11 protein-coding genes are annotated in these 13253 nt (G+C 38.5%); 7 read left to right on the top strand and 4 right to left on the bottom strand.

The features are described 5' to 3' along the window. Positions 1 to 102: 102 nt before the first annotated feature. Positions 103 to 2094, top strand: a complete 1992-nt coding sequence (mobC, locus tag ACJ6WR_RS15795; protein WP_409415746.1) for a conjugal transfer protein MobC — start codon at positions 103 to 105, stop codon at positions 2092 to 2094. A gap of 124 nt (positions 2095 to 2218) precedes the next feature. After that, positions 2219 to 3244: a YhcG family protein gene (locus ACJ6WR_RS15790; RefSeq protein ID WP_409415745.1), complete on the top strand. Its 1026-nt coding sequence runs from the start codon at positions 2219 to 2221 to the stop codon at positions 3242 to 3244. Here ACJ6WR_RS15790 and ACJ6WR_RS15785 read toward each other — a convergent pair. Then, the gene (locus ACJ6WR_RS15785; RefSeq protein ID WP_409415744.1) at positions 3233 to 4006 is read right to left on the bottom strand and encodes an XRE family transcriptional regulator; all 774 of its coding nucleotides are present in this window, start codon (positions 4004 to 4006) and stop codon (positions 3233 to 3235) included. The genes ACJ6WR_RS15790 and ACJ6WR_RS15785 overlap by 12 nt on opposite strands. A gap of 88 nt (positions 4007 to 4094) precedes the next feature. Between ACJ6WR_RS15785 and dinB the strand changes: the two genes are divergently transcribed. The 3 genes from dinB (at position 4095) to ACJ6WR_RS15770 (ending at position 9885) form a co-directional block, all read left to right on the top strand. After that, positions 4095 to 5276 (top strand): DNA polymerase IV, encoded by a 1182-nt coding sequence (gene dinB, locus ACJ6WR_RS15780; RefSeq protein WP_409415743.1) that lies wholly within the window; start codon positions 4095 to 4097, stop codon positions 5274 to 5276. A gap of 49 nt (positions 5277 to 5325) precedes the next feature. After that, on the top strand, positions 5326 to 8382 hold the full coding sequence (locus ACJ6WR_RS15775; protein WP_409415742.1) for a DNA polymerase III subunit alpha: 3057 nt from the start codon (positions 5326 to 5328) through the stop codon (positions 8380 to 8382). Between the two features lie 138 nt (positions 8383 to 8520). Next, positions 8521 to 9885, top strand: coding sequence for an exonuclease domain-containing protein (locus ACJ6WR_RS15770; protein ID WP_409415741.1), 1365 nt, complete (start codon positions 8521 to 8523; stop codon positions 9883 to 9885). 101 nt (positions 9886 to 9986) lie between these two features. On the opposite strand, the gene xseB is transcribed toward ACJ6WR_RS15770, so the two are convergent. The 3 genes from xseB to ACJ6WR_RS15755 form a co-directional block, all read right to left on the bottom strand. Next, positions 9987 to 10193 carry an exodeoxyribonuclease VII small subunit gene (gene xseB / locus ACJ6WR_RS15765; RefSeq protein WP_409415740.1) on the bottom strand — a complete coding sequence of 69 codons (207 nt, stop codon included), beginning with the start codon at positions 10191 to 10193 and terminating at the stop codon, positions 9987 to 9989. Beyond that, positions 10171 to 11607, bottom strand: a complete 1437-nt coding sequence (gene xseA / locus ACJ6WR_RS15760) for an exodeoxyribonuclease VII large subunit (protein WP_409415739.1) — start codon at positions 11605 to 11607, stop codon at positions 10171 to 10173. Before xseA ends, xseB begins: the two co-directional genes overlap by 23 nt. Positions 11608 to 11720: 113 nt before the next feature. Then, positions 11721 to 11978, bottom strand: a complete 258-nt coding sequence (locus ACJ6WR_RS15755; protein WP_409415738.1) for a hypothetical protein — start codon at positions 11976 to 11978, stop codon at positions 11721 to 11723. Between the two features lie 473 nt (positions 11979 to 12451). Here ACJ6WR_RS15755 and ACJ6WR_RS15750 point away from each other — a divergent pair, with 473 nt between their 5' ends. Continuing rightward, the gene (locus tag ACJ6WR_RS15750) at positions 12452 to 12841 is read left to right on the top strand and encodes a single-stranded DNA-binding protein (protein ID WP_409415737.1); all 390 of its coding nucleotides are present in this window, start codon (positions 12452 to 12454) and stop codon (positions 12839 to 12841) included. A gap of 39 nt (positions 12842 to 12880) precedes the next feature. Further along, entirely contained in the window at positions 12881 to 13240 is a 360-nt protein-coding gene (locus tag ACJ6WR_RS15745; RefSeq protein ID WP_409415736.1) for a hypothetical protein, read from the top strand. Positions 13241 to 13253 lie beyond the last annotated feature (13 nt).

The following is a 13253-nucleotide window of genomic DNA, read 5'->3' as shown; positions in this document are numbered from 1 at the left end:
TAGTTCTATTTTTATATTGCTTCAGTATTGGAATTTAAAGAGATTTGGATTTGTAGTCTGCTTCTCTAAGTTAGACAAATAACGCACAGAAAAATTAGGACTATGCAGACAGGAGAAAACGAACAGGCACTGAGAAAAATCTTGGACATGACAAGACTAATCAGTATTACGATTTTAGGCATTCATTTTTATTATTACTGTTATGGGGCTTTTCGTCAGTGGCACTTCGTTAGTGGATTCAGTGATACCATTATGAGCAATATTCATAATACTGGATTGTTCAGTAATTTTTACAAATCCAAACTCTTTGCGCTTTGTTTTCTGATAATTTCTTTAGTTGGTGCTAAAGGGCGAAAAAATGAAAAACTAAATTACAAAACCGCTTTTATTTATATAATTACAGGAGTCCTAATTTACTTTATAAGTCATCTTTCCTTATACCTGAAAATAGAAATAGCCCTAGCAGCAATTGTCTATATGACCATTACCTCCAGCGGTTTTCTGCTGATGCTTTCTGGAGGTACACTATTATCTCGTATTATAAAAAACAGACTCAATGATAAGGATATTTTTAATACCGAAAATGAGACCTTTCCACAAGAAGAAAGACTCTTAGAAAATGAATATTCTATCAACCTGCCAGCCCGATATTATTTAAAGGATAAAATCAGAAACAGTTGGATAAACATTATCAATCCTTTTCGCGGATTAATAGTGGCTGGTACTCCAGGTTCAGGAAAATCCTATTTCATTATTCGCCATGTACTGACTCAGCACATCCGTAAAAGATTCACCATGTTTGTCTATGATTTTAAATTTGATGACCTAACCAAAATAGCTTATAACGCTTGGCTTACATACAAACATCTTTATCCCAAATCACCTCAGTTTTATGTTATTAATTTTGATGAGCTCACTCGTACCAATAGATGTAATCCCCTAGAGCCTTCTGCCATGCATGATATCACCGATGCTTCCGAATCGGCGCGTACTATCTTGCTAGGATTAAACAGGGAATGGATCAAGCGTCAGGGTGATTTTTTTGTGGAATCACCCATTAATTTTCTCTCAGCTATAATATGGTATTTAAAAAAATACAAAGACGGTGAATTTTGCACACTTCCCCACGTGATTGAACTCATGCAGGTAGACTACGATAGCCTCTTTACGTTGCTTAGAACTGAAAAAGAAATTGAGGTACTCATTAATCCTTTTGTGAATGCTTACCTAAATGATGTCATGGAGCAACTAGAAGGCCAAATTGCCTCTGCAAAAATAGCAATGGCTAAACTTTCTTCTCCTCAATTATATTATGTTTTATCAGGTAATGATTTCACTTTAGACATCAATAATCCTGAGGAACCTAAGATTGTCTGCATGGGAAACAATCCGCAGAAAATACAAATTTATGGAGCAGTATTATCCCTATATGTCAACCGATTGGTGAAACTCGTCAATCAAAAAGGAAAACAGAAAAGTAGTCTCATATTTGATGAATTCCCTACAATCTACCTCAACAATATAGATAGTTTAATCGCTACAGCCCGAAGTAATAAAGTAGCCACTTGTTTGGGAATCCAAGACTTTAGTCAACTACGGAAAGACTATGGACGAGAACAGGCAGATGTGATTATGAATATTACCGGGAATATCGTCAGCGGCCAAGTTACAGGAGATACTGCCAAACAATTATCAGAACGTTTCGGAAAGATTATGCAGGATAGAGAAAGCCTCTCCATCAATAGCAGTGATACTTCCATTAGCCGTTCCAAACAATTGGAATCAGCCATTCCCGTTTCCAAAATTTCATCTTTAAGTTCAGGTGAGTTTGTGGGCATGGTAGCCGACGACCCAGATTGCAAAATCAAGTTGAAAATATTCCATTCCGAAATTATAAATGATCATCTGGCACTCAAAAAAGAACAGGATAATTATAAAGATATCCCCATTATTCGCAAAGTCGATAATACAATGGTCAAACGCAATTACTTACAAATTAAACAGGATGTAGAGGATATAATCCACTCTGAAATGGACCGATTATTCCATGACCCAAAACTAGTGTGTTTCATAATAAAGAAAAGCAAAAAATAATTGAACAAGTTTAAAAATATAGAAATGATTCTGCAAGAACCCCAAAATCGTTCAACATTGTTGAGAGAAATTCATCCAGAAATAATAACTATTTTTACTTATAAAAAAACTATAAATCAAACTGATGACTAAGACAAAAGCAATACATACATCTACAGATGATACTGCACTTCTGCAAGAGCTATCACAACTTATTGAAAAAAATCAACAACTCTTAATAGTTCAGGCTAATAGTACACTCACCCTATTGTTCTGGAATATAGGAACTAGAATAAACAACAGTACCTTACAAAATAAAAGAGCTGATTATGGAAAACAAATTGTCGTTACATTGTCACGAGAATTGACCCAAAAGTATGGTCGGAATTTTGAAGAAAAAAATCTTAGAAGAATGTTACAGTTCGCAGAACAATTCACTGATAAGCAAATTGTCGTTACACTGTCACGACAATTGAGCTGGTCCCATTTCCTGATCTTATTGCCTCTGAAAACTACTGAAGCTAAATTATTCTATGCTCAAACAACTGCTAATAAGGCATTGGGTGTTAGAGAATTGCGCAAACAAATAGCCTCAAAGGAATTTGAACGAACCAGTATTGCAAATTTACAGATTACCAATGAGAATACGGCCATCCATAACAACTTCAAAGATCCCTACTTTTTAGATTTTTTAGGGCTCCAAAATACTTTTCTGGAAAAAGACCTGGAAGAGGCAATCTTAAGAGAATTGGAATCTTTTATATTGGAACTCGGAAAAGGATTTGCTTTTGTGGAACGTCAAAAAAGAATGATTATCGATGGAGAAGATTTTCATTTGGATTTATTATTTTATCATCGCAATCTCAAACGACTCGTAGCTATAGAATTAAAACTAGGTAAATTTGAAGCCAAACATAAAGGACAAATGGAACTCTATCTAAAATGGCTGGACAAATATGAAAAAGCTGAAGGAGAACTATCACCTGTAGGGCTGATTTTATGCGCTGAAAGCAGTCGCGAACAAATCGAATTATTGGAGATGCACAAAGATGGAATAGTAGTAGCAGAATACTGGACAGAACTACCTTCTAAAAAAGAATTGGAAAAGAAAATACATAGCATTTTAATAGAAGCCAAAGAAAGAATTGAAACTAAAAAGTTACGTGGATAAAGTCCTGTTTTTTAGCTCCGTAAGATCTCTTTTCACTTCCAAAAGTAGCTCTTTCATGCTTTGGGTTTCTGATAACTCCTGCTTTTTATCAGTACGTCCAATATTACACTCATATTCCCAGATTTCCAGAATATCCGAAGCCTTTACTTCGTAATTAGGATAGAAAGGATTATCAGATGCTAAAACCAGTGCATTTTTTTTGTTTTTATTCAGGCGTTTATACACCATGCCTTCGTTTTTAGTAATCAGAATATACGTTTTACCATCGAGCACCTCTCCCAGCCTTTCCACATAACGGCCAATGATAATTGAACCATCCTCATGCGGGGGCATTGAATCTCCTTCCACAGGAAAACCCCGGTGTTTCCCAGGTCCTAAAAAAGGCAACGAGACTTGTTGCAGACTCTCGATATATTCGGGATCGCCGTACCCATTCAAGTAGCCTGCTTTTGCTTTCTGAGTCACGATTTCAACAAAATCATTTCCTGCTGCATCAACGGTAATAGGCAACAGCAATCTGTTGTTTTCTAATTTCAGTAAATCATCCATAGGGATTTTTCGAACATCTACAGAAAGTAACAGATCAATACTGATTTGATAATAATGTGCTATTTTCTTTAGAATTTCATACGGCGCTTCAGAGGTACCATCTTCGTACTTGGCATACCTCCCCCGTGTAATTAAAAGACTTTCAGCCACTTTTTCCTGAGAAATCTTCCTTTTTGCCCTAAGGCTCCTGATGTTGTCGGAAAATAAAGACATGTTGATTTTGTTACAATTTGTATCAGCAAAGGTAATTAATTTTGTTATAATCTGTACTAATTTTGCTGCGTATAAAAGGAAGTAGATTATGGGAAGGTCAATTGTACATATCGATATGAATACGTTTTTTGTATCCTGCGAAAGGCTAACCAATTCAGCCTTACATGGAGTGCCTCTGATTATTGGAGGTGGAGACCGTGGTGTCGTTGCTTCTTGTTCCTATGAAGCACGCACTTTTGGAGTACGATCCGCCATGCCTATCAAGATGGCACTTCGGCTTTGCCCTCAGGCAAAAGTAATGAAAGGCGATATGGAATTATATTCCACTTTATCACATACCATTACAGAAATAATTCAGGAAAAAGCGCCTATAGTTGAAAAAGCGAGTATTGATGAATTTTATTTAGACATAACCGGTATGGATAAATTCTATGGTAGTTATAAATGGACCAATGAACTGGCTCAAGCCATTACCAAAGAAACAGGATTACCACTGACTTTTGCTTTATCAGTAAACAAAACAGTTTCTAAAATTGGCACTGGAGAGGGCAAACAAAAGCAGAACTTGGAGATTCCCGAGCATATGGTAAAACCCTTTTTAAATCCATTATCCATTCAGAAAATCCCGATGGTAGGCGATAAAACCTTTCAACTACTCTCTCGAATTGGGATTCGAACCATTCAGACACTCTCTGAAATGCCTTCAGAAGTCTTGCAGCAAATGATTGGAAAAAACGGCACGGAACTCTGGAAGAAAGCCAACGGTATAGATCATAATCCTGTGGAACCCTACACAGAGAGAAAATCCATATCAACCGAACATACGTTCTCCCAAGACACCATTGACATTATAAAACTCAAACGCATCTTAGTTGGTATGGTCGAAAAATTGGCCTTTCAACTACGCTCTGAACAATGGCTTACCTCAACTGTAGTGATCAAAATCCGCTACGCTAATTTTGATACTGAGACCAAACAGTGCCGTATCGCCTATACCTCAGCCGATCATACGCTGACCAAAAATGTAACTGATCTCTTTGATAAACTCTACCAGCGTCGTATGCGCCTGCGCCTGATTGGAATTCGCTTCAGTGGACTCGTTCGTGGTACCTATCAGATTAACCTCTTTGAAGATACAGAAGAAATGCTTTCCTTATATCAGGCTATGGACAAAATGAAAAGTCGTTACGGCTTTGATGCTGTCATGCGCTGCGCCGGAGCGAGTTTTAAACCCAATACCAAAAATGAAATTTTAAAACGTAAAATATAAAATTCTTAAGGTAACTTTTCTAAATACTCCTTTTTAAATACACTATCCGATGTACCTCAATTGTCATTCTTTTCATTCTCTGCGCTACGGAACCATACCACTCGAAGAGCTGGTACAACAGGCTGTGGCATGTGATGTAAAAGCTATGGCGCTCACTGATATCAATACCGTAACAGGAATTTATGATTTTATAAAAGCTTGTAGTGCCGTTAATATCAAACCAATTGTGGGTATGGAATTACGCTTTGAAAATCAGCTTCGGTATATTGCCTTAGCCCAGAACCGAAACGGTCTGGGGCAAATGAACCGTTTTCTTACAGACCATAATTTTGATGGAACGCCACTCCCCTTTTCTGCTCCACATTGGGAGGATGTAATAGTGCTTTATCCACTGGAGAATATACCTAATGTTTTAAAAGAAAATGAATACATTGGCATACGCTCCGAACAACTTCCTAAGCTTTTCCATGCGCAGTGGAAAACACTGCTGCATAAAATGGTGATCCTGCATCCCGTTACTTTCCGAACCAAAAGGGAGTTTAATTTGCACCGAATCCTCAGAGCGATTGATACCAATGCGCTCTTATCCAAACTAACAGAAGATGCTATTTGCAAGACCTCTGAAGTAATGATTGCTATGGAGGAATTACTTATTCCATTTACTGACTATCCACAGCTTATAGCCAATACCCAAAAGATAATCGAAGACTGTAATTTTGAGTTTGATTTCAAAACACCTAAAAATAAAAAGTTTTATACCCTAAATAGAGAAACCGATATCGCCTTACTGACTCAATTGGCCTTTGAGGGGCTAGAGTGGCGTTATGGAACCGATAATCTCGTGGCTAAGGCACGCGTGGAAAAAGAGCTAAAAGTCATCGATGAATTGCAGTTCAGTGGCTACTTTTTAATCACCTGGGATATTATTAAGTACAGTAACAGTTGTGGCTTTCTGCATATCGGCAGAGGTAGTGGTGCAAATAGTATCGTAAGTTATTGTCTGGGCATAACCGACATCTGCCCTATCGAACTTGATTTGTATTTCGAACGTTTTTTGAACCTCAACCGTAAAACGCCTCCTGATTTTGATATTGACTGGTCGTGGAAAGAACGCAATACCATCCTGGAGTATATTTTCAAACGCTATGGTGCAGACCACGTCGCTTTTTGTGGAACCAATGTAGAGTTCAAATACCGCTCGATATTTCGGGAAGTGGGTAAAGTATTCGGACTCCCTAAAGAAGAGCTCGATATGCTGGCCAAAAATCCCATGGCGTTACATGAAACCAATACCATTGTAAAGTATGTCCAGGAATATGGGATGTTACTCGAAAAATACCCCAACCAGCGCAGTATGCATTCCTGTGGGATTATCATTTCCGAAGAGCCTATCACCAATTATACTCCGCTGGAGATGCCGCCAAAAGGATTCCCAATTGTACTCTTTGATATGCACATTGCCGAGGATATTGGTTTTGAAAAATTTGATATACTCAGCCAGCGTGGTATTGGCCATATCGATGATAGTGTGAAACTCATCCAAAAGAACCTAGGGATTACGGTAGATATTCGCAATACAGCGCTTTCTAAAGACGAAGCCTTATGTAATACCTATTTGGCCACTGGTAAGACCATTGGCTGTTTTTATATTGAAAGCCCCGCCATGCGTGGACTACTTCGCCGTCTGAATTGTGATAATTATAAAATACTCGTTGCCGCCTCTTCCATTATCCGTCCCGGAGTGGCACAGTCTGGTATGATGAAAGAATACATTTTCCGTCACAACCATCCCGATAAATTCGAATATTTTCACGAGGTTTTTAAAGAGCAACTCGGGGAAACGTATGGCATTATGGTCTATCAGGAAGATGTGATTAAAATTGCCTTGCATTATGGAGGATTGCCTGCTGCCGATGGGGATATCCTGCGTCGTGCCATGAGCGGTAAAGGCCGTTCCAAGGCTGCCTTGCAAAAAGTAAAGGATAATTTCTTTGCTTCTTGTCTGCAAAAAGGGCATCCCGAAACACTGAGTCAGGAAATATACCGCCAGATTGAATCCTTTGCTGGCTATTCTTTTTGCAAGGCACATTCTGCTTCCTACGCTGTGGAGAGCTATCAAAGTTTGTACCTCAAAGTACACTATCCAGTGGAATTCATGGTAGCAGTGATTAACAATCAAGGAGGATTTTACAGAACTGAAGTGTATGTGCATGAAGCTAAAATGTCAGGCGCGACCCTGCATAATCCCTGTGTCAACAAAAGCGATTACGAAACCACACTATACGGCGCCGATGTCTATTTGGGCTTCATGCATCTCGAGGGTTTGGAAACCAAACTCGCACAACTAATTATTAGAGAACGTGAAACCCACGGTATCTTCCTGTCTTTGGAAAACTTCATCAATCGTATTCCCATTGGTATTGAAGGCATCCAAATCTTGATTTTCATCGGTGCCTTCCGATTTACAGGACAATCCAAAAATCAATTATTGGTAATCGCCCGACTCATACTGGTGAATTTCAAACCTGAAAACAGAAATCTGATGTTACTCCAAGAGCCTGTTAAAGCTTATAAATTGCCAGTACTGGAACGCTCCGCCTTTGAAGATGCTTTCGATGAAATTGAACTGCTGAGTTTCCCCGTATCCTGTACCCCATTTGATTTGTTACAGACCAAATACAGAGGTTCTGTACTGGTTAAGGATTTGATTAGCCATCATAAAAAAACAATAAAAATGCTCGCCTACCTCATCTCCAGAAAACACGTACCCACCAAAAGAGGCACCATGTATTTTGGAACCTGGATAGATACTAACGGGGATTATTTCGATACCGTGCATTTTCCCGATAGCCTGGGGCAATATCCGTTTCAGGGCGGTGGTTGTTACCTACTCTTAGGTACCGTGGAAGTAGATTATCATTTTCCAACGGTGACTATAACCAAAATGGCAAAGATGCCCTTTATTGCTGATCCTCGCTATTCTAATGCTCCAGAGAGACAGTATACCGCTCATCAGCAGTTACGCGAAGATGTGAGTATGACTCATCGGGCTCCTTATCCTCAGGAACATGAAATTAATATTCCAAGGCAGAAAATGACTCCATGAAAAATCAAAATAAACCCAACGAGGCTTCTGAAGAAAAAACATAGCGTTGTGATCACAACATCTGCTAAAAGATAGCACTATAAATAATAGGCTGTTACCTGTAAGAACAAGAATAGTTTTTACGTTATAAAACTTAAGATGAAAAAAGTACAATATGCCATAGTAGATATCGAGACCACAGGCGGGAATGCCAGTGGTAGTTGTATTACGGAGATTGCCATTATCATCCATGACGGTAAAAAGGTATTAGACCGATACGAAACCCTCGTCAACCCCCAAAAGGAAATTCCACTTCCCATTTTTGCACTAACTGGCATCAACAATGATATGGTACGCGATGCACCTCTATTTGATGATATAGCAGACAAGGTACTAGAGCTGCTTACAGATCGGATCTTTGTGGCCCACAATGTCAATTTTGATTACTCCTTCGTTCGTCATGAATTAGAAAAAGCAGGATTCAAGTGGACAGCCAGAAAGTTATGTACTGTTCGTGCCGCAAGAAAAATTAGACCAGGACTCGGGTCTTATAGTTTAGGCAAACTCTGCTCTTCTCTTGATATACCAATAGAGAACCGCCACCGCGCTGGTGGGGATGCCGATGCTACAGTCCTATTATTTTCACGCTTGCTGGAATGGGACCACGAAAGAGAAATAGAAAAAATGGTCAAAAATACAGCCCAGGACCAGCGTTTACCACCCAACCTGCCCCCAGCTGACTTTGAGCAATTACCAGAAAAGCCTGGGGTATATTATTTTTATAATGAGCAAAAAAAAGTGATTTATGTCGGAAAGGCTGTCAATCTCAAAAAGCGTGTCGCTTCTCATTTCACAGGACATAAGATTACTTCACAAAGACAAAATTTCTTACGTGATATTCACGGAATCTCTTTTGAAATTTGTGCCACGGAACTCATGGCATTGCTCTTGGAATGTACTGAAATACAAAAATTATGGCCGATGTACAACAGGGCTTTAAAACGGTTTGAACCAAAATACGGACTTTATTGCTATCAAGCACGTAACGACTATAGCTATCTGGCCATTGGAAAGGTGGGAAAATTCCAAGGAGGAATTGAACTCTTCAATAGTATTTATGATGGGATAAATTTGTTACGAAGTTTGGCCCAGCAATTTGAAATTGATTACCGGTTTTGCATATACAGCTCAACACAAGGAGAAGGTTTCCAAAAAAAAGATACTGCCAACTTACCAGATGTGTTACACCACAACAGTCAAATCGAAAAGGCTATTGCTTTTTTATCAAGTAACAGAAAAAGTTTTGCTATTATCGATAAAGGCCGCGTTGCAGAGGAGCGCAGTTGTATTTGGATAGAAAAGGGCCATTTTTATGGTATGGGCTATATCACAACGGATGTTGGATTTACAGAGACATCCGAGCTCAAAGAGCATGTCACTCCCTACAAAAGCAACCAATATCTTATGCAGTTGATAACTACTCATGCGGCAAAATACCCAAAGAAAGTTTTTTTCTCTAAATGACCCTCTCAATATTCTTTAGTATATATTGTAAACTTATTTAAAGACTAGCCATGTAATAATAACAAACAAAACAATTAAATCACTATCCTTGAAAGGGTGTCTTAGTTTGCAGGATTTTCCATTTGGGCAATAATCTTATTTACTTCGGTTTCGGTTGATTTGAGTTTGGTCTGGCAAAAAGTAATAAGCTCGGAAGCTCTCTTGACTTTTGTGGCCAATACATCCACCGAAATGGTTTCATTTTCTATTTCCTTTGCAATTGCTGCAAGTTCCGCATAAGCAGCTTCATAAGTCAGTGTCTCTTTCATTGTATGTTGTTTTTTCTTTGACCGTAGTTTTAAAAATCGAATCAGCCAGTATCACATCAATGGTATCCCCCACTGCTATAGTATCAGCATTACTGGTTATTTTATCATTGACCTTGACAATAGCATAACCCTTTTTGAGAATATTCTCAGGGGACATCATCCTGATACTCGAACTGTAATGTCCCAAATAGCCTTTCTGATTGCGAAGATACTGATTTGTGAATGTTTTTAAATTACTGATCGTATTGCTAATATCATTAATCCTATTGTAAAGGATAATCCGCGGTTTACCTGAAATTTGATGGGATAGATTCATCAAAAGACGATGTTCTTGGTACAGTATTGATTTGGAGCTATTAATCGTGTTTTGATTAATAGCCATTAAAGCATCTTTGTGTCCAGAAATAAGCTCCCTGGCACTATTGGAAAGGCTGCTCTTAAGTTGGGAAAGGTTCTGATAATGCAGTAGAAAGAGCTGCTGCGATTTAATGACAATATTTTTTTGTAGTAAAAGAATGCTTTGCTCAAAACTACGGTTGTGCGCAATAATAAACTCCGCGGCTTTGGTTGGGGTTTTGGTCTGGGTATGCGCCATGAGATCCACAATGGAAACATTTTTCTGATGTCCGATCCCTGTGATAACCGCAATGGGAAATTTAGCCACCGCACGCCCAATATTATAATTGTCAAAAATCAAAAAATCAGACTGAGCACCTCCTCCTCTTGTAATTACAACAGCGTCATACAATTTGCCACTGCTATACACTTCAATGAGTTTGTCTAAAAATAGCTTGGCATTATTGTCCCCCTGAACAATGGTAGGATAATCATCGATCTCAAAAACATAACCGAAATCATTATTTTCTAATGTATGTCTGAAATCCTCAAGACCTGCAGAATTACTCCCTGATATCACCGCTACTTTCTGGATAACTGCCCTGAGCTTTATCTGATTGTTTTTAGTTATATAGTGTTCTCCTTCTTTGGTGATAAAAGTATTCTCTTCCACCAGTCTTCTAAGCGTAGCATTGCGTTGCTGCTCCAGGATTCCAAGTGTAAAATTAGTATCAATATCCAGGACACTCAGTGACAGACCAAACAAAGGATGGTAATCGACACTGACCAAAACAAGTACATTGATATTATTGGTAAAGCGCTGCCCTGTATTTTTTTCAAAATCAGAAAGATGCATCGATCCTGTTCCCCAGGCTTTCCCTACAATTTTTGCAACAATACTGTTGGACGTGGTTCCTTTTTCTACCAGTTCAAAATAATGGATTTTCTTATCCGCCTTATAGGAATGATTGGTAATATCGGCAACAACCCAAAACGTCTGCCCCTTAAAACGGTCTGCCAGGGCATCGCTAATTTTATTGTTGAGCTCGGAGAGTTTGATATGTTTTTCTGATTCCATAAAAAATGAGGAACTCGGTGTTCCTTTTTAGTGCATCCTAAATGCAATAGCAGATATAAATTATTCAGCAAAAATAGGTTCGATTTCCTTTTAAAAAAGGGTTCACAGGGTAGTTATCGCACTGTTCCCAGCAGCGTAATAGTATCGGTAAGATCATGACTGGAAATATAATCCAGTACAAAATCCTCCGCCTCTTTCCTATGATCAGCGGCCGTTGAAAACGAATTGAGATAGAAATCTTCATCCTCATCGGCAATATGGATAATCTCAGTATATCCTTTGGTAATCAAGCTTCCTTTTAATTGTAATACCTTAAGCTCATTTCTATTGTCAATTTCCTTCTTCACTCTAAGCTTTATAGTTTTGTCCATGGTATGGGTATTTGGTGTTGTGTTATCTCGTAGCATAATATACTTAAAATCAAAAGATAAATCAAAAAGCTTTTTATTTTCTCTCTTGGTCTTGTTTCTTGCTTCCTGCTTACCCCAAGGTTTCAGGCAAGTAACGGCACTGTAACAGATTTTCGTCCCTCATTACTTTACATGCTTAAAAATACTAAAAATCAAAACAGCATAATCGGGTTCAATCATAAAAATATGAACAATTAAAAATTGGATTCCATTTCCAATCAAAACGGACTAAAAGGGCAGCCAAAATAGTGCCCGCCGTCTCCTGCATGCGCATAACGGCTTGACGCCGCCCTTCGGGACTTATAGCACTCCGGCTCCTTAATCGGACACTTGATTTGTGCTTTCTTTTTTCCCGTTTTTCTTTTGAAAAATTTCATTGGCGAAAAAAAGGGGAAACAAAACTTAAAAAAAGTATGCACTAAAAATCAAGTATCATGGAAATTACAGGACGAATTGTAAAAGATGCCTCCGTTTTTAAAGTAAAAGAAAACAGCGAGGTCGTAAACTTCTCCATAGCAGTCAATGACAGCTATAAACCCAAAAACAGCACGGAAGTAAAGGAAATCGTAACCTATATCGATTGCTCGTATTGGTTAAGTACAAAGACAGCCGAGTGGCTTAAAAAAGGGGCATTGGTGCAACTATTCGGGCGAATCGGCATAAATGTCTACATCGGTAGTGATGCGCAGGCACACGGCAGTCTGACCTTTCATACGAGTCACATTAAAATTCTGGTATTTGCTAAAGACCCCCAAGAATCCCCGCAAACAAATACAGTAGTAAAAAAGGATTCTGAAAAAGAACCTGATGATCTGCCTTTTTAATATCCCGATAAATAATGTACAAGCCTAAAAAAATGAGTTATGAAAGCCTTAGAAAAATCAATATACAAAGAATATGAAGTGTGCGAAGCATTTAATAAAATAATCCTGTCCGATTTGGATTCCTACAACGGAACTAAAAAGGAGCAGCTTAAATCCTATTTAGAAGATTTACAAAACGGCGGATGCATAAGTGGTATGATTTCCGAATTTATATACCACTCGGACTGTAAAGAATTTTATATAGCCCATCTCGATGATTTGGAAAACATCAAAGACGAAATCGAAGATTCTCTTGGAGAGCCTGTAAAAAACAGGCATCGCCTTCCCCATTACACCTTTATGTGTTGGCTCTGTTTCGAAGAATACTGCTATGACATCTACAGAAGCAGTTTTGAGTGACACTCTTTTTTTC

Origin of the sequence: Flavobacterium sp. PS2, assembly GCF_046250155.1 — a bacterium.
Taxonomy (GTDB): domain Bacteria; phylum Bacteroidota; class Bacteroidia; order Flavobacteriales; family Flavobacteriaceae; genus Flavobacterium.
The sequence above is the reverse complement of the archived record's forward strand: the minus strand, read 5'-3'. Positions and strand labels throughout refer to the sequence as shown.

Excerpts from the sequence above, each read along its gene's own strand:
- ACJ6WR_RS15745 (WP_409415736.1), top strand. The coding sequence starts at position 12,881 with ATGAAAGCCTTAGAAAAATCAATATACAAAGAATATGAAGTGTGCGAA.
- xseA (WP_409415739.1), bottom strand. The coding sequence starts at position 11,607 with ATGGAATCAGAAAAACATATCAAACTCTCCGAGCTCAACAATAAAATT.
- ACJ6WR_RS15750 (WP_409415737.1), top strand. The coding sequence starts at position 12,452 with ATGGAAATTACAGGACGAATTGTAAAAGATGCCTCCGTTTTTAAAGTA.
- ACJ6WR_RS15770 (WP_409415741.1), top strand. The coding sequence starts at position 8,521 with ATGAAAAAAGTACAATATGCCATAGTAGATATCGAGACCACAGGCGGG.
- ACJ6WR_RS15790 (WP_409415745.1), top strand. The coding sequence starts at position 2,219 with ATGACTAAGACAAAAGCAATACATACATCTACAGATGATACTGCACTT.
- ACJ6WR_RS15775 (WP_409415742.1), top strand. The coding sequence starts at position 5,326 with ATGTACCTCAATTGTCATTCTTTTCATTCTCTGCGCTACGGAACCATA.
- ACJ6WR_RS15785 (WP_409415744.1), bottom strand. The coding sequence starts at position 4,006 with ATGTCTTTATTTTCCGACAACATCAGGAGCCTTAGGGCAAAAAGGAAG.
- dinB (WP_409415743.1), top strand. The coding sequence starts at position 4,095 with ATGGGAAGGTCAATTGTACATATCGATATGAATACGTTTTTTGTATCC.
- mobC (WP_409415746.1), top strand. The coding sequence starts at position 103 with ATGCAGACAGGAGAAAACGAACAGGCACTGAGAAAAATCTTGGACATG.
- xseB (WP_409415740.1), bottom strand. The coding sequence starts at position 10,193 with ATGAAAGAGACACTGACTTATGAAGCTGCTTATGCGGAACTTGCAGCA.
- ACJ6WR_RS15755 (WP_409415738.1), bottom strand. The coding sequence starts at position 11,978 with ATGGACAAAACTATAAAGCTTAGAGTGAAGAAGGAAATTGACAATAGA.